The organism is Escherichia sp. E.sYA108, from assembly GCF_011754335.1.
GTDB lineage: Bacteria > Pseudomonadota > Gammaproteobacteria > Enterobacterales > Enterobacteriaceae > Escherichia > Escherichia coli.
On the sequence record NZ_JAAQVZ010000001.1, the window covers coordinates 1,378,761 to 1,404,598 of the forward strand.

Consider the following 25,838-nt stretch of genomic DNA (forward strand, 5'->3'; position numbering starts at 1 on the left):
GGACAGCGTGGAAATTTACGAGAACGAAAACGACCAGGTTGAAGCGGTTAAACGCTTTTTTGCTGAAAATGGCAAAGCACTGGCTGTTGGGGTGATTTTGGGCGTTGGCGCACTGATTGGCTGGCGCTACTGGAACAGCCATCAGGTTGATTCTGCACGCTCCGCTTCTCTTGCCTATCAAAATGCGGTTACCGCAGTGAGCGAAGGCAAACCGGATAGCATCCCAGCGGCGGAAAAATTTGCTGCTGAAAATAAAAATACTTATGGTGCGCTGGCTTCTTTGGAACTTGCGCAGCAATTTGTTGACAAAAATGAACTAGAGAAAGCTGCCGCCCAGTTACAACAGGGGCTGGCAGACACGAGCGATGAAAATCTCAAAGCCGTGATAAATCTGCGTCTTGCTCGCGTTCAGGTACAGCTCAAGCAGGCTGATGCCGCGCTAAAAACCCTTGATGCTATCAAAGGTGAAGGGTGGGCTGCCATTGTTGCCGACCTGCGTGGTGAAGCATTGCTGAGCAAAGGTGATAAGCAAGGTGCGCGTAGTGCATGGGAAGCAGGCGTGAAAAGCGATGTTACCCCGGCACTGAGCGAAATGATGCAGATGAAAATTAATAATTTGTCCATCTGAGAGGGACCCGATGCAATTGCGTAAATTACTGCTGCCAGGACTGCTTTCCGTTACCCTTTTAAGCGGCTGTTCGCTGTTTAACAGCGAAGAAGATGTGGTAAAGATGTCCCCATTGCCAACCGTTGAAAACCAGTTTACGCCGACTACTGCGTGGAGCACTTCCGTTGGTAGCGGCATTGGCAACTTCTATTCCAATCTTCATCCGGCACTGGCGGACAACGTTGTCTATGCAGCGGACCGCGCTGGTTTAGTAAAAGCGCTGAATGCGGATGACGGCAAAGAAATCTGGTCTGTCAACCTGGCCGAGAAAGATGGCTGGTTCTCTAAAGATCCTGCATTACTTTCTGGCGGCGTGACCGTGTCTGGTGGGCATGTCTACATTGGCACCGAAAAGGCGCAGGTTTACGCGCTGAATACCAGCGATGGTACTGTGGCATGGCAAACTAAAGTCGCGGGTGAAGCACTTTCGCGCCCGGTGGTCAGCGACGGTCTGGTGTTAATCCACACCAGTAACGGTCAGTTACAAGCGCTGAACGAAGCTGACGGCGCTGTCAAATGGACAGTTAACCTCGATATGCCTTCGCTCTCTTTGCGTGGCGAGTCTGCGCCGGCAACGGCTTTTGGTGCGGCCGTCGTGGGTGGCGATAATGGTCGCGTCAGCGCAGTGCTGATGGAACAGGGCCAGATGATTTGGCAGCAGCGTATTTCCCAGGCGACCGGTTCTACCGAAATTGACCGTCTGAGCGATGTTGACACGACTCCCGTCGTTGTTAACGGTGTTGTTTTCGCGCTGGCCTATAATGGTAACCTGACGGCGCTTGATCTGCGCAGTGGTCAGATTATGTGGAAACGCGAACTGGGTTCGGTGAATGATTTCATCGTCGACGGCAATCGCATCTATCTGGTCGATCAAAATGACCGGGTGATGGCGTTGACCATTGATGGCGGCGTTACGCTGTGGACACAAAGCGATCTGCTGCATCGCCTGCTGACTTCTCCGGTGCTGTATAATGGCAACCTGGTGGTAGGCGACAGTGAAGGTTATCTGCACTGGATTAACGTCGAAGATGGTCGTTTCGTTGCCCAGCAAAAAGTTGATAGTTCCGGTTTCCAGACTGAACCGGTTGCTGCTGACGGCAAACTGCTGATCCAGGCAAAAGACGGAACCGTGTACTCTATTACACGTTAATCGTCTCTGTCGTTCACTTTGAAAACGGCTCCTGGACAGGGGCCGTTTTCCTGTTTTTAACAACGACACGAATATAGCGTGCGTTGTCTGATGATTTATAAAAATGAGGCTTTAAACATGGTACCTGTGGTCGCGCTTGTCGGGCGCCCTAACGTAGGAAAATCCACGTTATTTAACCGTCTAACTCGCACCCGAGATGCGCTGGTTGCGGATTTCCCGGGTCTGACTCGTGACCGTAAGTACGGTCGTGCGGAAATTGAAGGCCGTGAGTTTATCTGCATTGATACCGGCGGGATTGATGGCACAGAAGACGGTGTAGAAACCCGCATGGCGGAACAGTCGCTGCTGGCGATTGAAGAAGCGGACGTCGTACTGTTTATGGTGGATGCGCGCGCGGGCCTGATGCCGGCGGATGAAGCGATTGCTAAACATCTGCGCTCCCGTGAAAAACCGACCTTCCTGGTGGCAAACAAAACTGACGGTCTGGATCCCGATCAGGCCGTGGTTGATTTCTACGCGCTTGGTTTAGGTGAAATCTACCCGATCGCCGCGTCTCACGGTCGTGGCGTATTAAGTCTGCTGGAGCACGTGCTGCTGCCGTGGATGGAAGATCTCGCACCGCAAGAAGAAGTCGACGAAGACGCCGAATACTGGGCGCAATTTGAAGCGGAAGAGAACGGCGAAGAAGAAGAGGAAGACGACTTCGACCCGCAAAGTTTGCCGATCAAACTGGCGATTGTGGGTCGTCCGAACGTAGGTAAGTCTACACTCACTAACCGTATTCTTGGTGAAGAGCGCGTTGTTGTTTACGACATGCCTGGCACGACGCGTGACAGTATCTACATTCCAATGGAACGCGACGGACGTGAGTATGTGCTCATTGACACCGCTGGCGTACGTAAACGCGGCAAAATCACCGATGCGGTAGAGAAATTCTCGGTAATCAAAACGTTGCAGGCCATTGAAGATGCCAACGTGGTGATGTTGGTGATTGATGCGCGTGAAGGTATTTCCGATCAGGATCTCTCCTTGCTGGGCTTTATTCTCAATAGTGGGCGCTCACTTGTGATTGTAGTGAACAAGTGGGACGGCCTGAGCCAGGAAGTGAAAGAGCAGGTGAAAGAGACGCTGGACTTCCGTCTGGGCTTTATCGATTTTGCTCGTGTGCACTTTATCTCTGCCTTGCACGGCAGTGGTGTTGGTAACTTGTTTGAATCAGTACGTGAAGCGTATGACAGCTCCACCCGTCGTGTGGGGACCTCTATGCTGACGCGCATCATGACGATGGCTGTTGAAGATCACCAACCACCGCTGGTACGCGGTCGTCGTGTGAAGCTGAAATACGCCCACGCCGGGGGTTATAACCCGCCGATTGTGGTGATTCACGGCAATCAGGTGAAAGACCTGCCTGATTCCTACAAGCGTTACCTGATGAACTACTTCCGCAAATCGCTGGACGTAATGGGATCGCCGATTCGTATTCAGTTCAAAGAAGGGGAAAACCCGTATGCGAACAAGCGTAACACCCTGACGCCAACCCAGATGCGTAAACGTAAGCGTCTGATGAAGCATATCAAGAAAAGTAAGTAATCACTTATCTGGTTTCCCTTTCCACACGGAGAGGGAAGCCGAATAACACGCGAGGAGTATTTATGGCACTCAACTGTCCAACCTGCAAAACCCCTCTCGAACGCAATGGCGAGACTGCTCACTGTGCAACTTGCGACAAAGACTTTACCGTCCAGGCACTTTGCCCTGAGTGTCATCAGGCGTTACAAGTGTTAAAAGCTTGTGGTGCTGTGGATTATTTCTGCCAACATGGGCACGGTTTAATATCTAAAAAACGCGTTGAATTTATTATTGCTTAATATCATGTGAATGTATTGTTTTATCATTTATATTTAATATATGAATGATAAACAATCTGTTATTAGTGGAATAACTAATGTATTTGAGTGAAATCACTAATTTAAATAATTAAGAATATATTTACTCTTTATGACATGCCTTTCTGAATAATCAGGGATACAATATTAAAGCTTATTTTTGACTGTATCATTGTCACAGGGAAAGTGCATGCTGCGATGGAAACGCTGTATTATTCTAACATTTATCTCTGGTGCTGCTTTCGCGGCGCCAGAGATAAATGTTAAGCAAAACGAATCGTTACCTGATTTAGGTAGCCAGGCAGCACAACAGGATGAACAAACCAACAAGGGTAAATCGCTGAAAGAGCGCGGAGCCGATTACGTCATCAACTCCGCCACGCAAGGGTTTGAAAACTTGACCCCTGAGGCGCTGGAATCTCAGGCCAGAAGCTATCTGCAAAGTCAAATCACCTCAACCGCACAATCTTATATTGAAGACACACTCTCTCCCTACGGTAAGGTCCGTTTGAACCTCTCCATTGGTCAGGGCGGCGATCTGGATGGCAGTTCCATCGATTATTTTGTTCCCTGGTACGATAATCAAACCACTGTTTATTTCAGCCAATTTTCTGCGCAACGAAAAGAAGATCGTACGATCGGGAATATTGGCCTTGGGGTAAGGTATAATTTTGATAAATATCTATTGGGTGGAAATATATTTTATGATTATGACTTTACCCGTGGACATCGCCGTTTAGGTTTAGGCGCCGAAGCCTGGACGGATTATTTAAAATTCTCAGGCAACTATTATCACCCACTTTCTGACTGGAAAGACTCTGAAGATTTCGACTTTTATGAAGAACGCCCTGCGCGCGGTTGGGATATTCGTGCCGAAGTCTGGTTACCTTCTTATCCGCAACTGGGGGGCAAAATTGTCTTCGAGCAATATTACGGCGATGAAGTCGCCCTTTTTGGTACGGATAATTTGGAGAAAGATCCCTACGCGGTAACGCTTGGACTGAATTATCAACCAGTGCCGTTACTGACAGTTGGGACGGACTATAAAGCGGGGACCGGAGATAACAGTGATGTCAGCATTAATGCCACTCTTAATTATCAGTTCGGCGTTCCGCTAAAAGATCAATTGGATAGCGATAAAGTGAAAGCGGCGCACTCGCTGATGGGCAGCCGTCTTGATTTCGTTGAGCGTAATAACTTTATTGTTCTGGAATACAAAGAAAAAGATCCGCTTGATGTCACCCTGTGGTTGAAAGCGGATGCCACCAACGAGCACCCTGAGTGCGTCATTAAGGACACTCCCGAAGCGGCCGTCGGTCTGGAAAAATGTAAGTGGACCATTAACGCACTCATTAATCATCATTACAAAATCGTTGCGGCCTCCTGGCAGGCGAAAAACAATGCCGCCCGCACGCTGGTGATGCCGGTTATCAAAGAGAATACTCTGACAGAGGGTAACAATAACCACTGGAACCTGGTGCTGCCTGCCTGGCAGTACAGTTCCGATCAAGCCGAACAAGAAAAACTCAATACCTGGCGAGTACGTCTGGCGCTGGAAGATGAAAAGGGCAACCGACAGAACTCTGGCGTGGTGGAAATCACCGTTCAGCAGGACCGTAAAATAGAGTTGATTGTTAATAACATCGCGAACGTGCCAGAAGAGAACAACCACAGCCACGAAGCCAGCGCACAGGCAGATGGCGTTGATGGTGTAGTGATGGATCTCGATGTAACCGACAGCTTTGGCGATAACACCGACCGCAACGGCGATGCGTTGCCGGAAGATAACCTTACGCCTCAGCTTTACGACGCGCAGGACAAACGAGTGACGTTAACCAACAAGCCCTGCTCGACCGATAACCCCTGCGTTTTTATTGCCAAACAAGATAAAGAAAAGGGCACTGTCACCCTCTCCAGTACCTTACCTGGCACCTATCGCTGGAAAGCAAAAGCCGCGCCCTACGATGACAGTAACTATGTGGATGTCACTTTCCTCGGGGCAGAAATTGGTGGGCTAAATGCTTTTATCTATCGTGTGGGGGCGGCTAAACCCAGCAACCTGATAGGTAAAGATAAAGAACCGTTGCCGCTCAACAACATTTATCGATTTGTTTTATGGCGCGACAACAATAAAGACGGTGTCTTCCAGCAGGTCGAAAAACTGACTGACGAAGAGATGGTGCAGTACGACTACAAGTGGGAATTTACCGGCAAGAGCATCAATGGTGAAGTGGGTGCACAGGCGAACACTTCCAATGAGGACATTGTGATTCCGGCCACTAACCGTGAAGCGGCGCAAACCTATGGCGCACAAGCGGGAGATGGCTTGCAGGGATACGGTTTACGCGTGCTGTATACCAAAAAATAAGATTGGCGTAAGGCCAGTCGGCCAGTCGCTGAAGGTTCATTAAGGAGAGCATCAATGAAGCAGGATAAAAGACGCGGTCTGACCCGGATCGCATTAGCGCTGGCACTGGCAGGTTATTGTGTGGCACCTGTGGCGCTGGCTGAAGACAGCGCCTGGGTCGACAGCGGTGAAACCAATATTTTCCAGGGGACCATTCCGTGGCTCTATTCGGAAGGGGGAAGTGCTACGACAGATGCCGACCGTGTAACGTTGACTTCTGATCTAAAAGGCGCTCGCCCGCAAGGCAGTGAAACGGACAAGCGTCTTTACTCGGGTGATAAATTAACCGTAAGTTGGGAAATTGGTGATACCGAAGGCGACGTGGATCTTGGTGGATTGGGCGATAACGCGAAAACTATCGATACTATCCGCTGGATGAGCTACAAGGATGCGCAGGGGGGGGATCCAAAAGAGCTGGCAACGAAGGTGACCAGTTACACTCTTACCGATGCCGACCGTGGTCGCTATATCGGTATTGAAATTACGCCAACCACGCAGACCGGTACGCCAAACGTCGGGACTGCGCTGCATCTTTATGACGTTTCTACTGCCAGCGGCGGCGGAAGCGACAGCGATAACGTTGCACCGGGGCCGGTGGTTAACCAGAACCTGAAAGTCGCCATCTTTGTTGATGGTACCAGTATCAACCTTATCAACGGTAGCACACCAATCGAACTTGGCAAAACCTACGTGGCCAAACTGTACTCGGATGAGAACAAAAATGGCAAGTTTGATGCGGGTACCGATGCTGACGTCACCGCCAATTATGACTTCCGTTGGGTACTTTCTGGCAGCAGCCAACAGCTTGGCACTTCGGGTGGCATCGTTAACTCAAGCTTCGATAATAACAATTTGGTCATCCCTGCGACCAACGACGAAGCCAGAACCAACCTTAACGGCCCTGCGCGCGATGGAAAAGAGGCACTTTCCATCCCGACCAACGGCGACGGGGTACAGGGTTACAAACTTCACATTATTTACAAACACAAATAACGCGTACTCAGCAGCATTCCCGCAAGGGAATGCTGTTTCCGCATATTTTGCTTAATCCCGGATTAAGCAAAATATGTTGATGCGACAAGCGTCCGTTTAACAACCGGTGGAGTTTCTGTCATGTCCCTGACCCTGAATAAAATCCTTGTGTTATGCGCATTGCTGATAAGCGCAATGCTGCCTGGGTGGTCATGGGCAGAATCTGCATGGCAAGACTCTTCAGATACGGTCGGCGAATTTAACGGTACCGTGCCCACCGCCGACAGCGCCAGCATACCCGTCTACCAGGGCAGTGTCTTTCTGGATCCTACAAAGACGCATGAGGTAGCGTTTACCGCTAAACCGAGTGAATTCAACGCGGATGTTAGCGTCTCTAAATTGCTCGTCACCAACCCGCAAGACAGAGAAGGCGATATCATTGCCACCCCACGTTGGGAAAACCAAACGCCACCGGCTGTATCTTTAGTTTGGGCGGATGCCGCCACGCCGGACACCTTACTGGACCCACAGCCAGTCGCAGATCGCTCGTTTTGTGCACAGGGACTTGCCGGGCGTTCGCTGGTCGCCTGGGCGCAGCCTGATCCCCAGCAGACCATGCCGCTGTTATATTTACTCACCTCGACGGGCTATCCCTATGAAAGTGTTCTGACGCTCGCCGATCAGAAAGTGACGCTGAAGATTGCGCCCGCGCAGGGTGACCTTATTTCCGTCAGCGCTGCGGGCTATGACGAATCCTCAGGTGCGGCGAAAATGACGGTTGGGGGCAGTATCACGTTAACGGTCACCACCAAAGATTGCGTCGGTAATGTTGTGGGGAATATTCCTTTTGTTATCAAACGCAAAGATGCTGAAAACCGCCAGGGTGTGGTGAACAATACTGCGCCTGTAAAACTGGGCACGACCGAATTAACCACCACCGCGACGGAATATCGTGGTACTACCGATGCGAATGGTGTTGCCACGGTTACGGTCACCCAGGCCAACGGCCCTGGTGTAAAAACGCCGTTGGTCGCGAGCCTCGCGGGTATTGCTCAGGCCAGTGAAACGGCAGTGATCTTTACCGTCCTCACCAGCCCGGATGTTCCGCAGGCTACAATGTGGGGTCATATGCCCGATACGCTGAAGGCCCGTGATTACACTTTTAGTCGACCAAAACTGGCGGCGGAAGTCGATAATGAAGGCGGTACGGTTAACGATCACAATGAAACCTGGTCCACCTTTACCTGGAGCGGCGCGGATAAACATTGCGACATTTTGCCCGGAATGCGTCAGTTCGGTGCGCTGGCGACGGTGGTGCCAACGTCAGTGCAGGATGTGGCTGGTTGGCCGATGCAGGGTAATTTCTACTGGTCATCACTGGCGGGGATGAGCGGCCAGCACCATGCGGCGGATGTTTCGAACCGCAGCGAAGCGCAAAAACCGGACGATACGACGTTTATTGTGAGCTGTGTCGATAAAGAAGCGCCCGATGTTGAACCGAAGCTGGTACTGACGCCGGGCAGCTATGATTCGACGATAAAAGCGATGAAAGTAAAGGTGGGGGAAGAGGCTTCTTTACGTCTGACGATTACCGATAGCAAGAACAACGATCAGCCGCTGGCTTACTACTACTTTTCGCTGCATCTGGATGACGGCATTAACCGTAAGAATCAAACTGACGCCGCGTGGGAGACGCATCCGGTACAAATTGATGGCGGCAGTAACGTTCGCAAAGTTGACGCCCATACCTATGAAGGGATCACTGATGCTAACGGAGAGGCCACTCTGACGCTGACCCAGCCAGGCGGCGTGGGGGTGAAAACTCACATCACCGCGAGAATGCGCAGTGATTTTACTGCCTCGGATGAGAAAGACGTTATTTTTACGGTGATCACCAGCCCCGATACCGACAAAGCGCGGATGTGGGGCCATATGTTGGGCATTATTGAAGCGAACAATATCTTTAAACGCCCACGGCTGGCGGATGAAACCGACAACGAACTGGGATCGGTGCGGGAAAATAACGAAGACTGGGCGCTGTTTGATCAGAATAGCAGTATGCAGGCTGAGTGTGGTTTAGGTCATATTCCGAGCCAAAGTTCATTGCACAGTTTGTTTGCCGCTCATCCAGCCAATGCCATCGGCACCGAATATGGCTGGCCAACGTTGCAAAAAGCGTATCTTAGTGCGGTGGAAGAGACGTCGCACGCGTCGGTAAACCTGGCCACGGGCAACATCGACACCTATTCCGGCTTTAAGCAAAACTATCTCTCTTGTTCGGGCAATGAGATGGTCGCCAAGATTGCCGCGACCACCGATCGTGATGTTTCCGCAGGCAGCAGAGCGCAGGCCAAAGTGGGTGACACGATCACCATGACGGTACGCACCTTTAATGCCTTGAATAATGCACCCGTGCCGTATACCGCGTTCACCATCACTAAAGATATGGGGAAAAATCGTCAGGGGCAGACTACAGGTTTTGATGATCCAACCCGCGGCGCAATCGAGATGAATGGCACACTCTACGGAACATCGCAACCGTCTTTAGTCTATGCCGGTACTACGGATGCGCAGGGTTTTGCGACTGTGGAAATTAAGCAATCGCAAGGTGTGGGCTTATCGACGCCGCTAAATATTGTGCCTGTGAACTCCTATATTCCCAATACTGTTAATTACAATGTGATTTTCACTACGCTCACCAGTCCGGATGCGGTTGGCGCGCAGATGTGGGGGCATATGGATGAGACGATTACCGTCGATGCTTTAACCTTTGCCCGACCCCGACTGGCTGCGGAAGTGTTCAGTCCGGACGGCACATTAACGGAAAATAACGAAGTCTGGTCGCGAGTCAGCCAGGCCAACGCCTCCAGCACCAGTAAAGGTGGCTGTGGCGCCAATATGCTCCCACGCCGTTCTCAGCTTAGCGCGCTCTATGATGCCAATAACGGTAACGGTGTACAGACAGTACACGGCTGGCCAACGCAGCGTCAGCCCTACTGGAGCAGTTCGCCCGCAGATCAGGTACCGCATTATTACACCATAGCCCTCAACGATGGGGCGCGGACCGTTGGCGGTAGCACGGCGGTTTATGTCAGTTGCCTGACGACGGCTAACAATCCTGCCAGCAGCATTACGCTGGAAGTGGTAGATCCGGCGCAGTGGAACGCGGCTGCAAATGCGGCGAAGCTGAAAAAAGGCGAAACGCTACAGGTAAAGGTGACGGTAAAAGATGCGCAGGGCAATCCATTGGGTGATATACCCTTTACCCTGAAACGTGGCGATGGTTATACCCGCTCAGAGGAAAAACACGTTGCTGGTAGCAGTGATGCGCTGGTTGCGCCGGTTGTGGTCAATGGTGGCCTGGCGGACGAAACTTCGCTTAATAATACCGCTGCAGCATACAGCGCCATGACCGGCAGCGACGGAACTAAAATTCTCACTATTACCCGCCCGGATACCCATGGCACGAAAACGTCGCTGACCGCTAGGCTCTATTCAGATACAACGAAAAAAGCGACCCTCGATACCATTTTTACCGTTGTAACCAGTCCGGACAGCGATAAGGCGAAAATGTGGGGGCATATGCCTGAAACAGTGACGGCTGCAGATGGAGCGGTCTTTAAACGCCCATTATTGTTGAAAGAGTTATCCAGTACGTCGGGTCGAACAGCGATTGCGGAAGATAATGAAGACTGGGCGCAATTTACCCAAGCTCAGGCTATAAGCACATCCTCTAATGGTTGTGGTAGTGAATATGTTCCCTCTCAGGCCGGGCTGGAGTCATTGTATGAAGCCAACCGCGGAAATGCGATGAAAACGGTTCAGGGCTGGCCCGTCGCCTCAAGTTACCTTTCCAGCACGACAGGTAGTAGTAGCCTGGAACAGCGTGACTTCAAGGCCGTCAATCTCAGTTCAGGCACCAGTTCGATAATTCCATCTGCCACAAAAGAACTGCTTACCTGCCAGACGACGCCGATTGTTAAGGCAAGCCAAATCGTTCTTGAAGCTGCAGACCTCACAAAATTTGACCGTATGAATAATGTTGTCAAAGTGAAAAAGGGTGAAGAAGCCGTATTACGAGTGACCACTAAAGATGCGCAGGGTAAGCCTGTGGGAAATACCGCATTTACCCTCAAACGAAACACCAGCGTGAACAGGGCCAATGTGTCAACTACGACGTCGATTGCTTCACTGGCGGTAACGGATGCCTGGGGAAATACTCAAAATGATTTTCTTTCAACGACCCTGGTTATTTATGGCGTGACGGGGGCTGATGGCACCACCACTTTCACATTGAAGCAAGACCAGACTACCGGGCTAAAAACAGAACTCACGGCAGCGTTGGATTCCTCCAGCAGCACTAAATCGACGCTTCCCGTTGTCTTTACGGTGCTTACCAGCCCGGATTCGCCAAAAGCCAAATTCTGGGGGCATATGGCTGAAACGGCGACAGGCGATGACGGTCTTATTTATCGAAGGCCTTTGCTGAGGGACGAGAATAGTGCTACCACCAGTATCGGTACCCTGGTGGAAGAGGGGGAGGCCTGGTCTACGTTCCCGTCGGGCCAGGCTAACGATACCTCGATAAATGGTTGTGGCGCGGAGTATGTTCCAACTGACAATGAACTTAGGGCCATTTATGCGCACCAGGGGAGTAGCGCATTACATGATGCTATTGGCTGGCCAGTGTCGAGGTTCTATATCTCGAATACCGTTGCAGATACGTTCACTCAAACCTTTACGTATGATGTCGTTTCGCTGAAGACAGGAGATGAAACGCAGATGCCCTCATCTGGTGGTGCATTACTGAGCTGCCGGACCACGCCTGTCGCCGTTGCCAGTCAGATCATTGTTGAGGCGAATGATACGGCGCAATTTGTCAAAGTTGACGACACCTTGAGTGCGTTGAAAGTGAAAAAAGGCGAAGACGCGGTGATTCGCGTGGTGACTAAAAATGCGCAGGGAAATAGCGTGCCCAATGTCCCCTTTATTCTCAGACGTGAAGGCTCGAAGAACCGTCAAAATGCCGAGATGATAAATAAGTCGATTACGGTAATTAACGCGGCAGGCGCTTCTGCGAGGATGAATAGTTCTTCAAGCCTGCTTTATGGGGTGACTGGCGCGGACGGGACTACCTCCTTTACGGTAAAACAAGATGATTCTATGGGCCTGGTAACCAATATGTACGCCCAGTTGTATCAGCTGACGATAGAATCCAACAAATTACCGGTCATGTTTACCGTCATAACCAGCCCGGATACGCCACTGGCAAGTTACTGGGGGCATATGCCTGAAACGTTTACTACCCGGTCGGGAATTGCCTTTAAGCGGCCATTGCTTACTGCCGAGCATCCAGCGGGGCAGTCAACCATGGCTAATAATGAATCATGGCTTTCTTTGAATACGGCAGCAAAAAATGATGTCAGCAAATCAGACTGCGGCGAACCTTATCAACCGTTATTAAGCGAATTTCAAGAGTTATACAGTGAACATCCTAATGGTGCGATAGGGACCGATTTAGGCCTTCCGCTGACTAACACCTGGTGGGCTTACGATAAAATTGCCTACGCGAACGTCTGGTACGATCAGTCTATTAATTTATCGAATGGATCAAGCTCCAGGGCATTATCAAACACCGTGGCATTTGTGTCCTGTCTGGTAAACCCTCATGCAGTGGCAGCTTCTATAGAGATGACCTCCACGGCACTGGATGCGGAGAAAACGGCCAGCAACGATGGTCGCCCTAGTGCAACGGCGGCGAAAGGTACGGCGATCCGGATGACGGTGATTGTGCGGGATAGCGGAGGAAATCTGTTGCCAGGCGCAAACTTTAATCTCATACGCGGGACTGCGTTGGATCGTGCAAAAAACAGGCTAGATTCTACGTATGATGATCTTACTATCGTGCCGGTCACCCCTGCCGGAGTAAACATGTCACTCTATAATAATGGGGCACAGGCACTTCTGACGACAGGAAGTGATGGTAAAGCGACTTTTGATGTGACGCAAAACGAGACTTATGGGCTGGCAACTCCGCTCACTGCAACATTGATGCGCGACACCACAAAAAGTGCCACGATGGATGTTATTTTCACTGTGATAACCAGTCCGAACTCACCGAAAGCAAAATACTGGGGTCATATGCCCGACACGTTTACCAGTAGGGCGGGGGTGACCTTTAAACGACCGCTACTGGCAGCAGAAGCGACCTTGGGGTCCTCGGTAAGTAATAATAATGAGTCGTGGTCATACCTTTTTTATACCAATAAAGTTACGCCGGATTGCCCGGTTGAGTATCAGCCGCGTCTCAATGAGTTACAGGGGCTATATAATGATCATCCAGGCGGGACAATACTGACAGATTTGGGGTTGCCTATAACTGCCGGAAGTGGAAATTGGTGGACTTATGAAATGAGCACCACTGACGCGTTGACGTGGTATTACGGCGTCATTAATTTGAAAACGGGACAATCGACGACGACTATTAATGGATACGCTTTAATGCTCTGTCTGACGCAGCCACATTCGGCACCAGCAAGCCTTACGCTGTCATCGACTGCCTATGATGAGGGCCGAACTGCCAGCAATGGTGGTACCCCCACGTCATCTGTGAAAAAAGGTGAGATGCTTCCCATCGTGGTGACGATCAAAGATGCCAATGGTAATCCTGTTGGCGGCGAAGGTGTTACGCTCAAGCGCGTGCAGGCGAAAAGCCGTTCAGGGATCTCTGTATCCTCCAATACCGTAGATGATCTCATTTTAGATGAAGTCACCCCGACATCGGCGCGTATCTCCTTCAACCAGAATACGTCGGCATGGAGCGGCTTCACCGGCAGTGATGGCACGATAACGTTCAACGTTACCCAAAATAACACCGTTGGTCTGGTAACGCCGTTTACAGCTTCATTGGCGCGAAATCCGCAGGTTACGGCTAATCAGGACCTGATATTCACGGTAGTGACCAGCCCGGATTCTGCGAAGGCTAACTACTGGGGGCATATGCCAGCAACCTTGACGGCAGTGAATGGTGCGGTATTTGAACGCCCGAAATTGTGGAGTGAACTGACATCGACTTCTGGCGTCGGCAAGATCAATAACAATAATGAAGACTGGCCGTACTTTACCCCAACACAGAAATCAGATGCGAGTGTGAGCCCTTGTGAAGTAGCAAGGCAGCCACTATTCAATGATTTAAGTTCGTTGTCTGCGCGTTATCCGAATAACACGTTTGTCACTGAAACTGGCTGGCCTGCGTATTACACCTGGTGGGCAGAGGATAAATCCGCCGATGGTAAAGACCAGTCGGTTGATTTGAGAAATGGCACGCTGTATACGGGTTCAACAAAATCATTTCAGCCTTGCCTGGCTAACGCGCGTTCAACGGTTTCCAGCGTCACACTTACCTCAACAGCGTTTGATGCAGCCACTCAGGCGGCGAAAGTGAAAAAAGGCGAAGCCATGTCCGTTACCGTGACGGTGAAAGACAGCGCCGGGAATACGGTGCCGAATGTTGAATTTACTTTGAAACGTGGTGAGGCATCGCCGCGTAACGCTGGGGCAACGTTGTATGGCAATGTAGTGGCGATGGACGATCTCGTCGTTCAGCCGTTATCAGGTTCGGCTGTTACGCTGAGTGAAAGCGGTAATACCATTAGTGGCATGACAGGCGCGGATGGGACGGCAAGTTTTTCGCTCCGCCAGGATAATACCCCTGGTTATAAAACGCCACTGACGGTTACTCTGGCTAATTACGCTTCCGCGACAGACACGCTGGACGCTATTTTTACGGTACCAACCAGCCCAAATGTTTCCTCGGCGCACTTTTGGGGACATATGGCAGACACGGTAGTGGTGAATAGTAAATCGCTACATCGACCGTTGTTAACGACGGAATTGCCGTCCGGGGCTAATCCCGTATCCTCACCGATTATTAACTACGAAAACTGGGCTTCTGCACATATCATTGATGCCAGTAAATGGGATATCGCAAGGCAGTGTGGCAGCATAGAAAATGCACCGACATACAATGAATTAGAGTTGTTGCATACTGTTTTTAATTCACTGGGATGGCCGTCTTCACCCAGTTTTCCTTATTTGTCCTCTCAACAGTGTGGGATGGACGAAGGTACTGGAGCACAGGATTGTAGTATCACGCTAATAAATAAACCGGGTCTGGTGACCTGCTTCCAGTAACCAGCATGGCGGATCTGGCGTAGCCTGGGAGTTATTGCCGGATGCGATGCTGGCGCCTCTTATCCGGTCTACGGATTAGACGTTTTTTTACGTGATTTGCGGGTTTTTGTTACGGCGCTGACTTCACTAATCACCACACCATCTCCCAGTCGTGTGGTCAGTGTCTCACCCACTTTCACTTGCTTAACCTGTTTTAACACCGCGCCATCAGCGGCGCTGGTGACGCTATAACCGCGCGCCAGCGTTGACAGTGGGCTTACGGCTTCGAGGTGTGTTACTGCATTACCGAAACGTTCACGCGTGGCGCTAAGCTGTGCGCGCAGGGTTTCTGCTAAACGATATTCCAGTTGCTGAATGCGCGTTTGCGCGCGATGAATACGCGACTGCGGATTTTGCTGGACGAGTTGCCGTGTTAATCGCTGCTGTTGCTGACCCGCGCGTTTAAGCTGATTCTCCAGCGCAAAGCTCATCCGCTTTTGCAGACGTTCGAGCATAGTTTGCTGGCGTGCCAGCCGGAGCTGCGGATGCTGTTGCTGTAATCGGTGATGGATCTGCGTAAAGCGCCGCGTGCGATTGGCGAGATAATAGTCCATCGCCATCTCCAGCCGTTGACGGGTCGATTGCACCTGACGTAGCAATTCTTGCTGATTACGGCTCACCACTTCAGCGGCGGCTGACGGCGTTGGCGCACGTAGATCAGCAACAAAGTCAGCAATTGTCACATCGGTTTCATGCCCGACGGCGCTGACTATCGGAATGCGACTGGCAAAAATCGCCCGCGCCACACGCTCATCATTAAAACTCCATAAATCTTCCAGCGAACCACCGCCACGGCCAACGATCAACACGTCACACTCGTTGCGCTTATTCGCCAGTTCAATGGCACGAACGATTTGCCCCGGCGCATCATCCCCCTGTACGGCGGTGGAGTAGATGATCACCGGCAGAGAAGGATCGCGACGTTTTAACACATGCAAAATATCATGTAGCGCAGCACCGGTTTTTGAGGTGATCACACCAACGCAATGCGCAGGGGAGGGGAGTGATTTTTTGTATTGCAGCTCGAACAAACCTTCAGCCTGCAACTTCGCTTTAAGCTGTTCGTACTTCTGTTGCAGCAATCCTTCACCGGCCGGCTGCATACTTTCGACGATAATTTGATAATCGCCGCGCGGCTCGTAGAGTGTAATATTGGCGCGAACTAAAACCTGTTGCCCGTGCTGTGGGCGGAAGGTGACCCGGCGGTTGCTGTTGCGGAACATCGCACAGCGCACCTGCGCGGTATCGTCTTTAAGCGTAAAGTACCAGTGACCGGAGGCTGGTTGTGTAAAATTAGAGATTTCGCCGCTGATCCACACCTGCCCCATCTCATGCTCAAGCAGCAGACGAACCGTTTGATTCAGGCGGCTAACGGTAAAAATTGCAGGGGATTGAGAAGGTAACATGTGAGCGAGATCAAATTCTAAATCAGCAGGTTATTCAGTCGATAGTAACCCGCCCTCCGGGGATAGCAAGCATTTTTTGCAAAAAGGGGTAGATGCAATCGGTTACGCTCTGTATAATGCCGCGGCAATATTTATTAACCACTCTGGTCGAGATATTGCCCATGCTACGTATCGCTAAAGAAGCTCTGACGTTTGACGACGTTCTCCTCGTTCCTGCTCATTCTACCGTTCTGCCGAATACTGCTGACCTCAGCACTCAGCTGACGAAAACTATTCGTCTGAATATCCCTATGCTTTCCGCAGCAATGGATACCGTAACGGAAGCGCGCCTGGCTATTGCTCTGGCTCAGGAAGGCGGTATCGGCTTTATCCACAAAAACATGTCCATTGAACGCCAGGCAGAAGAAGTTCGCCGTGTGAAAAAACACGAATCTGGCGTGGTAACCGATCCGCAGACCGTACTGCCAACCACGACGCTGCGTGAAGTGAAAGAACTGACCGAGCGTAACGGCTTTGCTGGCTACCCGGTTGTTACCGAAGAAAACGAACTGGTCGGCATTATCACCGGTCGTGACGTGCGTTTTGTGACCGACTTGAGCCAGCCGGTTAGCGTTTACATGACGCCGAAAGAGCGTCTGGTAACCGTGCGTGAAGGCGAAGCCCGTGAAGTGGTGCTGGCAAAAATGCACGAAAAACGCGTTGAAAAAGCGCTGGTGGTTGATGATGAATTCCACCTGATCGGCATGATCACTGTGAAGGACTTCCAGAAAGCGGAACGTAAACCGAACGCGTGTAAAGACGAACAAGGCCGTCTGCGTGTAGGTGCAGCGGTTGGCGCGGGCGCTGGTAACGAAGAGCGTGTTGATGCGCTGGTTGCCGCAGGCGTTGACGTTCTGCTGATCGACTCCTCTCACGGTCACTCTGAAGGTGTTCTGCAGCGTATCCGTGAAACTCGCGCTAAATATCCTGACCTGCAAATCATCGGCGGCAACGTGGCAACTGCTGCAGGTGCCCGCGCGCTGGCAGAAGCCGGTTGCAGTGCCGTTAAAGTGGGTATCGGCCCTGGTTCTATCTGTACGACGCGTATCGTGACTGGTGTCGGTGTTCCGCAGATCACCGCCGTTGCTGATGCAGTAGAAGCCCTGGAAGGTACCGGCATTCCGGTTATCGCTGACGGCGGTATCCGTTTCTCAGGCGATATCGCTAAAGCTATCGCCGCTGGCGCAAGCGCGGTGATGGTAGGTTCCATGCTGGCAGGTACTGAAGAATCTCCGGGTGAAATCGAACTCTACCAGGGCCGTTCTTACAAATCTTACCGTGGTATGGGTTCCCTGGGCGCGATGTCCAAAGGTTCTTCTGACCGTTACTTCCAGAGCGACAACGCTGCCGACAAACTGGTGCCGGAAGGTATCGAAGGCCGCGTAGCCTATAAAGGTCGCCTGAAAGAGATCATTCACCAGCAGATGGGCGGCCTGCGCTCCTGTATGGGCCTGACCGGCTGTGGTACTATCGACGAACTGCGTACTAAAGCGGAGTTTGTACGTATCAGCGGTGCGGGCATTCAGGAAAGCCACGTTCACGACGTGACCATTACTAAAGAGTCCCCGAACTACCGTCTGGGCTCCTGATTCTCTTCGCCCGACTTCATGTCGGGCGATTTATATTATCTGTTTCACTTGCCTCGGAATAAGCGTCAATGACGGAAAACATTCATAAGCATCGCATCCTCATTCTGGACTTCGGTTCTCAGTACACTCAACTAGTTGCGCGCCGCGTGCGTGAGCTGGGTGTTTACTGCGAACTGTGGGCGTGGGATGTGACAGAAGCACAAATTCGTGACTTCAATCCAAGCGGCATTATTCTTTCCGGCGGCCCGGAAAGCACCACCGAAGAAAACAGCCCGCGTGCGCCGCAGTATGTCTTTGAAGCAGGCGTACCGGTATTCGGCGTTTGCTATGGCATGCAGACCATGGCAATGCAGTTGGGCGGTCACGTTGAAGCCTCTAACGAACGTGAATTTGGCTACGCGCAGGTTGAAGTCGTAAACGACAGCGCACTGGTTCGCGGTATCGAAGATGCGCTGACCGCAGATGGTAAACCGCTGCTGGACGTCTGGATGAGCCACGGCGATAAAGTTACCGCTATCCCGTCCGACTTCGTCACCGTAGCCAGCACCGAAAGCTGCCCGTTTGCCATCATGGCCAACGAAGAAAAACGCTTCTATGGCGTACAGTTCCACCCGGAAGTGACTCACACCCGCCAGGGTATGCGCATGCTGGAGCGTTTTGTGCGTGATATCTGCCAGTGTGAAGCCCTGTGGACGCCAGCGAAAATTATCGACGACGCTGTAGCCCGCATCCGCGAGCAAGTGGGCGACGATAAAGTCATCCTCGGCCTCTCTGGTGGCGTGGATTCCTCCGTTACCGCAATGCTGTTGCACCGCGCTATCGGTAAAAACCTGACTTGCGTATTCGTCGACAACGGCCTGCTGCGTCTCAACGAAGCAGAGCAGGTTCTGGATATGTTTGGCGATCACTTTGGTCTGAACATTGTTCACGTACCGGCAGAAGATCGCTTCTTGTCAGCGCTGGCTGGCGAAAACGATCCGGAAGCAAAACGTAAAATTATCGGTCGCGTTTTCGTTGAAGTATTCGATGAAGAAGCGCTGAAACTGGAAGACGTGAAGTGGCTGGCGCAGGGCACCATCTACCCTGACGTTATCGAATCTGCTGCTTCTGCAACCGGTAAAGCACACGTCATCAAATCTCACCACAACGTGGGTGGCCTGCCGAAAGAGATGAAGATGGGCCTGGTTGAACCGCTGAAAGAGCTGTTCAAAGACGAAGTGCGTAAGATTGGTCTGGAGCTGGGCCTACCGTATGACATGTTGTACCGTCACCCGTTCCCGGGACCAGGCCTTGGCGTTCGTGTTCTGGGAGAAGTGAAGAAAGAGTATTGTGACCTGCTGCGCCGTGCTGACGCCATCTTCATTGAAGAACTGCGTAAAGCGGACCTGTACGACAAAGTCAGCCAGGCGTTCACCGTCTTCCTGCCAGTACGTTCCGTTGGCGTAATGGGCGATGGTCGTAAGTATGACTGGGTTGTCTCTCTGCGTGCTGTCGAAACCATCGACTTTATGACCGCACACTGGGCACATCTGCCGTACGACTTCCTCGGCCGCGTTTCCAACCGTATTATCAATGAAGTGAACGGTATTTCCCGCGTGGTGTATGACATCAGCGGCAAGCCGCCAGCGACTATTGAGTGGGAATGATTTGAACCCTGTACTATGAATGAACAAAACCCTCTGTTACTACAGAGGGTTTTTTATACTCACGAATCATAGGCTTGAAGTTACTGACATCGCTTAGTTAAACCAGCTGTCCGATTTGTTCTCTTCTGCTTTACCCACGCTTTTCATCAGATCGCGACCGCCTTCAGTCATATTTCTGTTTGCGTCAGCTTCAGATTGCACCACATCGGTTTGCGCAGCTTTGTGCTTCAGTTCCTGATCGATAAATTCGTTTTCGCGCTTAACGCGGGCTTCTTCTTTCGCCAGCGCCAGTTTTTGCTTCTGAATCTCTAAGCTACGTAGCTCATCTTCATAACTTTGATCGCGTTTTTTGTCCGCAGTGGCTTCGGCGTCCAGTTTATCCTGACGAGCTTTCTTATTCGCTGCTGCCGTTGCCGCTCTTTTATTAGCCGCGGCCTGGGCGTTTGCGCGACGTTGCTTCTCTTGCTGGATTTCCCTGTTGCGCTCCGCGACCCATTCGTCATGCTGCCTTTGCTCTTCATTTTTACCTTGCTGTTCCGCTTCTGCGACAGCCGAGAGTTGATCCTGCAATGATGAGGCGATAGCCGGATAGCTTAAGGAGGCTAAGATGGCGCAAAGAAAAACTTTCTTCATGACTCCTCCTGATTATTAGCTCTTTTCAGGACATTTGGTATTTGGCTGAATACGCGTTTCGTTATACGTCGTGGTAATAACAACGGCTAAACCTGTCGTAAACTGGCACTCTTTACCCACCTGGGTGGAGGTATACACTTTGGTGCCTTCCTTATATGTTAAAGAAACACCTTCCACTAAGGTTTTATCATTCACCATAGAACCCGCTGCTGCGCCAACAGCTCCGCCGCCAACTGCACCTGCTGTCGTTCCGGAATTGCTGCCAGACCCGACGTTGTGGCCGATAACACCGCCAGCGACAGCGCCAATAAGCGCGCCGAAGGCTTGTGCGTTCCGTTTATTTTGGGCGTTGTCTACGGCAACTTTTGCGGGAAGAATGGAAATAATATTAACGGTTTTAGTTTCTTGTTTGGTATTCAGTTGATCGGTTTGATAAACATCGGCGGCATGATCATCAGCATTTGACTGGCATCCTGCCAGAGTAAATGACGCTAACATTGCCACAGGCAGAAGACATTTTTTTAATTTCATCACTATTCCTTGTTATACACATTACGAAAAATAAGACATTTAAGATCATCAAAAGAGGAAAGTAAATGTATTGCGTATAAAGGAATAGATTAAATTTATTAAAATTCATATGGGAAATAATTTATAAAAATACATCATCACAACATATGTATTAATGATGTATTTATTTCGCAGCCGAACAGGATGAACTTCAGTCAGAACAAAGACGTAAAATTTAAGATGAAAGAATATCTGCCGCTTTGATAATCTCAAAGAGCAAAAGCATCCGACAGCGAGGTGCCGTTATGTTCTGTGAGAGTGGAGAAGGTAACCGCTAACGTTGTACCGGTGATTCGACGGAGAGTGTGGATTGCTGAGCTTCTTTTTTGCTCTGATGGTGCTGCCAGGCACCGACGGACGAGTAGATAAAACGGCCAAAGAAGAAGATAAAGCTGATGAGCAGTACGATACGGGTCATGCGACTGTTAAATCGGTGTCGTTTTCGCATACTGGTTGCCTGACTCACAAAAGGTTCCTTGAAGTATGTCCCACGCCGTGGACGGTACTTACATTAAGGCACAACAGGACAAAATGGTCAATTCTTCGTTATGTAAAAAAGCGTCAGTGGATACATATTTTAATGTTATGGAAGTTAATTTAATTATTTACAATGATGATGTAATAATGATGAGTTAACATGATAAACGTAATAATTCATTAATCAGGGTTATTTTGTTTGATATATATCAATTGGAACTTTCATATGACACTTAGAATCATTGCTCTCTATAGTGATGAATAATCATCATTCGAAGTCAGGTGGGATGCCTGTCTGAATACACCTCCTTCAGGATGTGGGGGATTCTGCTGAGCATCTATGAAACTGAATGCAACTTATATAAAAATACGTGATAAATGGTGGGGGCTTCCGCTGTTCCTGCCTTCTTTAATCTTGCCCATTTTCGCCCACATTAATACTTTCGCGCATATTTCTTCCGGTGAAGTTTTTCTCTTTTATCTGCCACTGGCACTGATGATCAGCATGATGATGTTTTTCAGCTGGGCGGCATTGCCAGGGATCGCCTTAGGGATTTTTGTCCGCAAATATGCAGAGCTGGGTTTTTACGAAACGCTCTCATTAACGGCTAATTTTATTATCATTATCATTCTCTGTTGGGGCGGTTACAGGGTTTTTACTCCCCGGCGTAACAACGTTTCACATGGTGATAGCCGTTTAATTTCCCAGCGACTATTCTGGCAGATTGTGTTTCCTGCAACGCTGTTTCTGATACTTTTCCAGTTTGCTGCGTTTGTTGGATTACTGGCGAGCAGAGAAAATCTGGTCGGCGTCATGCCCTTTAACCTCGGGACCTTAATCAATTATCAGGCCTTGCTGGTGGGTAATCTGATTGGTGTCCCGCTGTGCTACTTCATCATTCGGGTGGTGCGAAATCCGTTTTATTTACGTAGCTATTATTCGCAATTAAAACAGCAGGTTGATGCCAAGGTTACCAAAAAAGAGTTCGCAATCTGGCTACTGGCATTAGGTGCTTTATTGTTGCTGTTATGCATGCCGTTAAATGAAAAAAGCACGATTTTTAGCACCAATTACACCTTGTCATTATTGCTGCCCCTGATGATGTGGGGAGCGATGCGCTATGGTTATAAGCTGATTTCATTGCTCTGGGCGGTCGTGTTGATGATCAGCATCCACAGCTATCAAAATTACATTCCCATTTATCCTGGCTATACCACGCAGCTGACCATAACCTCCTCCAGTTATCTGGTATTCTCTTTTATTGTCAATTATATGGCTGTACTGGCAACCCGTCAGCGAGCGGTAGTCAGACGCATTCAGCGGCTTGCGTATGTGGACCCGGTGGTTCATCTGCCAAATGTTCGCGCCCTGAATCGCGCGTTACGTGATGCCCCCTGGTCTGCGCTTTGTTATTTACGCATCCCTGGCATGGAAATGCTGGTTAAGAATTATGGCATCATGCTGCGGATTCAATACAAGCAAAAACTTTCTCACTGGCTGTCACCATTGTTGGAACCGGGTGAAGATGTTTATCAGCTTTCGGGTAACGATCTCGCGCTGCGGCTGAATACAGAATCGCACCAGGAGCGCATTACCGCACTGGATAGCCATCTTAAGCAATTTCGTTTCTTTTGGGATGGAATGCCGATGCAACCGCAGATTGGCGTCAGTTACTGCTATGTGCGCTCGCCAGTGAATCATATCTACCTGCTGCTGGGAGAGCTAAATACAGTGGCCGAACTTTCTATCGTGACCAACGCCCCGGAAAATATGCAGCGTCGCGGAGCAATGTATTTGCAACGCGAATTGAAAGATAAAGTCGCGATGATGAATCGGCTACAGCGGGCGCTGGAACACAACCATTTTTTCCTGATGGCCCAGCCGATTACCGGTATGCGTGGTGATGTCTACCATGAAATTCTTCTGCGCATGAAAGGTGAGAATGATGAACTGATCAGCCCCGATAGCTTCTTACCGGTCGCGCACGAATTTGGTTTATCGTCGAGTATCGACATGTGGGTCATTGAGCATACGCTGCAATTTATGGCTGAAAACAGAGCGAAGATGCCCGCTCACCGTTTTGCTATTAATCTGTCTCCAACCTCGGTATGTCAGGCTCGTTTTCCTGTTGAAGTCAGTCAGCTGCTGGCTAAATATCAGATTGAAGCGTGGCAACTTATTTTTGAAGTCACCGAAAGTAATGCTCTGACCAATGTTAAGCAGGCGCAAATCACCTTGCAGCATCTTCAGGAATTAGGCTGCCAGATTGCGATTGATGATTTCGGCACTGGCTACGCCAGCTATGCGCGGCTTAAAAATGTGAATGCCGATCTGCTTAAAATTGACGGCAGTTTTATCCGCAATATTGTGTCAAATAGTCTGGATTATCAGATAGTGGCGTCGATTTGCCACCTGGCGCGAATGAAGAAAATGCGGGTAGTGGCAGAGTACGTTGAAAACGAAGAGATCCGCGAGGCGGTGCTCTCTTTGGGGATCGATTATATGCAGGGTTATCTTATTGGTAAGCCGCAACCGTTAATTGATACGCTGAATGAAATCGAACCCATTCGCGAAAGTGCCTGAATAATGCGGGCCGACATTTCTCGTCGGCCCGCAAAGCATTAAGCGGCGATTTCTGGTGTACTTTCTTCTTCAATTTTCAACCGCCAGCCAGCCACGCCTTCCCAGTATTCTTGCTCCTTTTCCAGATCAAGCAGTACCAGCGCATTCTGACTAAACCAGTCATGCGGGAAACGCAGTGTCCAGTGACTGTCATCAGTAATCAGCGTCAATGTTGGCGGTGTGGTGGTTGCCTGACGTTGATTATTGAGTAATACGCCAAGGCGCAATAGCTGAATCAGTGGCAGGAACTGTTTCTTCTTAAACAAGGTAAAGCGCGGCAGATCGTCGAGTTTAATCGCTTTACGGTGATAGCGCACCAGTGTCGCCATCATCAACTGCTGTTCCTGATTAAAACCCGGCAAGTCGCTGTTTTGCAGAATATAAGCGGAGTGGCGATGCAAACCGCTGTGGTTGATATTCAACCCGACCTCATGCAGCATGGCGGCCCATCGCAGTAGCGCCTCCAGTTGTGGATGCGCCAGCTTCGGTTGCTGTTCCCGCCACTGTTCGTACATTTGCATAGTGGTATCCAGCACCCGTCGGGCCTGTTCGCTGTCGATGTGATACTGGTTGGCGAGGCTGCTGGCAGTGCGACTACGCACATCCTGATGACGGAAACGTCCTTCCATTTCATACAGTACGCCTTCGCGTAACGCCCCGTCAGAAAGGCGCAGTTCACGGATGGCTAAAGCATCAAACACACCGCATAAAATCGCCAGTCCAGGAACGAAGACTGTTTTCCGCTCTTCGGAAAGACCTGGTAAACTCAGCGATGCGAAATTACGGTGCCGTAAAACTTCTTTTACCAGTTTTTCCAGACGTTCCGGGGTAATTATCCCGTCTTTCTCGCCCATTTCCATTAACACTTCATGGGCGGCTTTTATGGTACCGGAAGCGCCCATTGCCACGTTCCAGCCCTGAATTCGAAATTGCCAGGTTAACGTTTCCAGTTTTTGTGCTGCCGCCATGCGAGCGCGCTGAAAATTCTCTTTATTGATGACCCCGCCAGGGAAATAAAGCTGGGCAAAGCTGACACAACCCATCCGGCGGCTATCAACGAGAATCGGTTCGAAATTTTCACCAATCACCAGTTCTGTAGAACCGCCGCCAATATCAATAACCAGTTTGCGACCTTTTTCCGGTTGGGTATGTTCCACGCCCATAAAAATCAGACGGGCTTCTTCATTACCGGAAATAATTTCGATCGGGTAGGGAATGACTTTTTCCGCGCGTTTCAGAAAGTCAGTGGCGTTCAGCGCCTGACGCAGCGTATGGGTACCAACTATACAGACGCTGGCAGGAGAAAACCCTTGTAGCCTTTCGGCAAATAGCGACAGACAGTTCAAACCGCGCGTCATTGCCTCTTCACTCAACATATTATCTGGCCCCAGGCCGTCCGCCAGATGCACCCGCTGTTTCAGGCGGCCAATAATCTGCATGGCACCATCTACCACACGGGCTATGACCATGTGAAAACTGTTTGAACCAAGATCGACCGCAGCAAACTCCTGCGGACGAGGGGATTTATCGTGTATTGGCAT

Annotated in this window: 16 protein-coding genes; 11 read left to right on the forward strand and 5 right to left on the reverse strand. The window is 50.4% G+C overall.

The window, feature by feature from the left end:
• The first annotated feature begins 7 nt into the window (after positions 1-7).
• From yfgM to HBM92_RS06635, 7 genes are all read left to right on the forward strand, one after another.
• On the forward strand, positions 8-628 hold the full coding sequence (gene yfgM, locus HBM92_RS06605) for an ancillary SecYEG translocon subunit YfgM (protein ID WP_000409203.1): 621 nt from the start codon (positions 8-10) through the stop codon (positions 626-628).
• Positions 629-638: 10 nt separating this feature from the next.
• On the forward strand, positions 639-1,817 hold the full coding sequence (gene bamB / locus HBM92_RS06610; RefSeq protein ID WP_001177034.1) for an outer membrane protein assembly factor BamB: 1,179 nt from the start codon (positions 639-641) through the stop codon (positions 1,815-1,817).
• 117 nt (positions 1,818-1,934) lie between these two features.
• Positions 1,935-3,407, forward strand: a complete 1,473-nt coding sequence (gene der / locus HBM92_RS06615; RefSeq protein ID WP_001296291.1) for a ribosome biogenesis GTPase Der — start codon at positions 1,935-1,937, stop codon at positions 3,405-3,407.
• Positions 3,408-3,469: 62 nt separating this feature from the next.
• Entirely contained in the window at positions 3,470-3,685 is a 216-nt protein-coding gene (locus tag HBM92_RS06620) for a zinc ribbon domain-containing protein (protein ID WP_001196894.1), read from the forward strand.
• Positions 3,686-3,893: 208 nt separating this feature from the next.
• Positions 3,894-6,071, forward strand: coding sequence for an intimin-like inverse autotransporter SinH (sinH, locus tag HBM92_RS06625; RefSeq protein WP_001305226.1), 2,178 nt, complete (start codon positions 3,894-3,896; stop codon positions 6,069-6,071).
• 54 nt (positions 6,072-6,125) lie between these two features.
• Complete coding sequence (locus HBM92_RS06630; protein ID WP_000806616.1) at positions 6,126-7,103, forward strand: SinI family autotransporter-associated protein; 978 nt, start codon at positions 6,126-6,128, stop codon at positions 7,101-7,103.
• Positions 7,104-7,223: 120 nt separating this feature from the next.
• A complete protein-coding gene (locus tag HBM92_RS06635) occupies positions 7,224-15,275 on the forward strand; it encodes an adhesion domain-containing protein (RefSeq protein WP_000059885.1) in 8,052 nt (2,683 codons plus the stop codon).
• Positions 15,276-15,343: 68 nt separating this feature from the next.
• Here the strand turns inward: HBM92_RS06635 and xseA are convergent, their stop codons facing one another.
• Entirely contained in the window at positions 15,344-16,720 is a 1,377-nt protein-coding gene (gene xseA, locus HBM92_RS06640; protein ID WP_000937949.1) for an exodeoxyribonuclease VII large subunit, read from the reverse strand.
• A gap of 161 nt (positions 16,721-16,881) precedes the next feature.
• Here xseA and guaB point away from each other — a divergent pair, with 161 nt between their 5' ends.
• Positions 16,882-18,348 carry an IMP dehydrogenase gene (gene guaB / locus HBM92_RS06645; RefSeq protein WP_001296289.1) on the forward strand — a complete coding sequence of 489 codons (1,467 nt, stop codon included), beginning with the start codon at positions 16,882-16,884 and terminating at the stop codon, positions 18,346-18,348.
• A 68-nt stretch (positions 18,349-18,416) separates the two neighbouring features.
• On the forward strand, positions 18,417-19,994 hold the full coding sequence (guaA, locus tag HBM92_RS06650; RefSeq protein WP_000138282.1) for a glutamine-hydrolyzing GMP synthase: 1,578 nt from the start codon (positions 18,417-18,419) through the stop codon (positions 19,992-19,994).
• A gap of 93 nt (positions 19,995-20,087) precedes the next feature.
• Here the strand turns inward: guaA and HBM92_RS06655 are convergent, their stop codons facing one another.
• The 3 genes from HBM92_RS06655 to HBM92_RS06665 form a co-directional block, all read right to left on the reverse strand.
• Complete coding sequence (locus HBM92_RS06655; protein ID WP_000755178.1) at positions 20,088-20,627, reverse strand: DUF5384 family protein; 540 nt, start codon at positions 20,625-20,627, stop codon at positions 20,088-20,090.
• A 15-nt stretch (positions 20,628-20,642) separates the two neighbouring features.
• Entirely contained in the window at positions 20,643-21,161 is a 519-nt protein-coding gene (locus tag HBM92_RS06660) for a glycine zipper 2TM domain-containing protein (RefSeq protein ID WP_000976952.1), read from the reverse strand.
• A gap of 310 nt (positions 21,162-21,471) precedes the next feature.
• Entirely contained in the window at positions 21,472-21,663 is a 192-nt protein-coding gene (locus tag HBM92_RS06665; protein ID WP_000076001.1) for a YfgG family protein, read from the reverse strand.
• A 17-nt stretch (positions 21,664-21,680) separates the two neighbouring features.
• Here HBM92_RS06665 and HBM92_RS06670 point away from each other — a divergent pair, with 17 nt between their 5' ends.
• Together HBM92_RS06670 and pdeF are read left to right on the forward strand one after the other, a co-directional pair.
• Positions 21,681-21,833, forward strand: coding sequence for a hypothetical protein (locus HBM92_RS06670; protein ID WP_000017553.1), 153 nt, complete (start codon positions 21,681-21,683; stop codon positions 21,831-21,833).
• A gap of 181 nt (positions 21,834-22,014) precedes the next feature.
• A complete protein-coding gene (pdeF, locus tag HBM92_RS06675) occupies positions 22,015-24,258 on the forward strand; it encodes a cyclic-guanylate-specific phosphodiesterase PdeF (RefSeq protein WP_000772715.1) in 2,244 nt (747 codons plus the stop codon).
• Positions 24,259-24,296: 38 nt separating this feature from the next.
• Here the strand turns inward: pdeF and ppx are convergent, their stop codons facing one another.
• Positions 24,297-25,838: an exopolyphosphatase gene (gene ppx / locus HBM92_RS06680; RefSeq protein WP_001121348.1), complete on the reverse strand. Its 1,542-nt coding sequence runs from the start codon at positions 25,836-25,838 to the stop codon at positions 24,297-24,299.

Coding starts and splice junctions, on each gene's coding strand:
- bamB (WP_001177034.1), top strand. CDS start 639: ATGCAATTGCGTAAATTACTGCTGCCAGGACTGCTTTCCGTTACCCTT.
- der (WP_001296291.1), top strand. CDS start 1,935: ATGGTACCTGTGGTCGCGCTTGTCGGGCGCCCTAACGTAGGAAAATCC.
- HBM92_RS06620 (WP_001196894.1), top strand. CDS start 3,470: ATGGCACTCAACTGTCCAACCTGCAAAACCCCTCTCGAACGCAATGGC.
- sinH (WP_001305226.1), top strand. CDS start 3,894: ATGCTGCGATGGAAACGCTGTATTATTCTAACATTTATCTCTGGTGCT.
- HBM92_RS06630 (WP_000806616.1), top strand. CDS start 6,126: ATGAAGCAGGATAAAAGACGCGGTCTGACCCGGATCGCATTAGCGCTG.
- HBM92_RS06635 (WP_000059885.1), top strand. CDS start 7,224: ATGTCCCTGACCCTGAATAAAATCCTTGTGTTATGCGCATTGCTGATA.
- xseA (WP_000937949.1), bottom strand. CDS start 16,720: ATGTTACCTTCTCAATCCCCTGCAATTTTTACCGTTAGCCGCCTGAAT.
- guaB (WP_001296289.1), top strand. CDS start 16,882: ATGCTACGTATCGCTAAAGAAGCTCTGACGTTTGACGACGTTCTCCTC.
- guaA (WP_000138282.1), top strand. CDS start 18,417: ATGACGGAAAACATTCATAAGCATCGCATCCTCATTCTGGACTTCGGT.
- HBM92_RS06655 (WP_000755178.1), bottom strand. CDS start 20,627: ATGAAGAAAGTTTTTCTTTGCGCCATCTTAGCCTCCTTAAGCTATCCG.
- HBM92_RS06670 (WP_000017553.1), top strand. CDS start 21,681: ATGTCCCACGCCGTGGACGGTACTTACATTAAGGCACAACAGGACAAA.
- pdeF (WP_000772715.1), top strand. CDS start 22,015: ATGAAACTGAATGCAACTTATATAAAAATACGTGATAAATGGTGGGGG.
- ppx (WP_001121348.1), bottom strand. CDS start 25,838: ATGCCAATACACGATAAATCCCCTCGTCCGCAGGAGTTTGCTGCGGTC.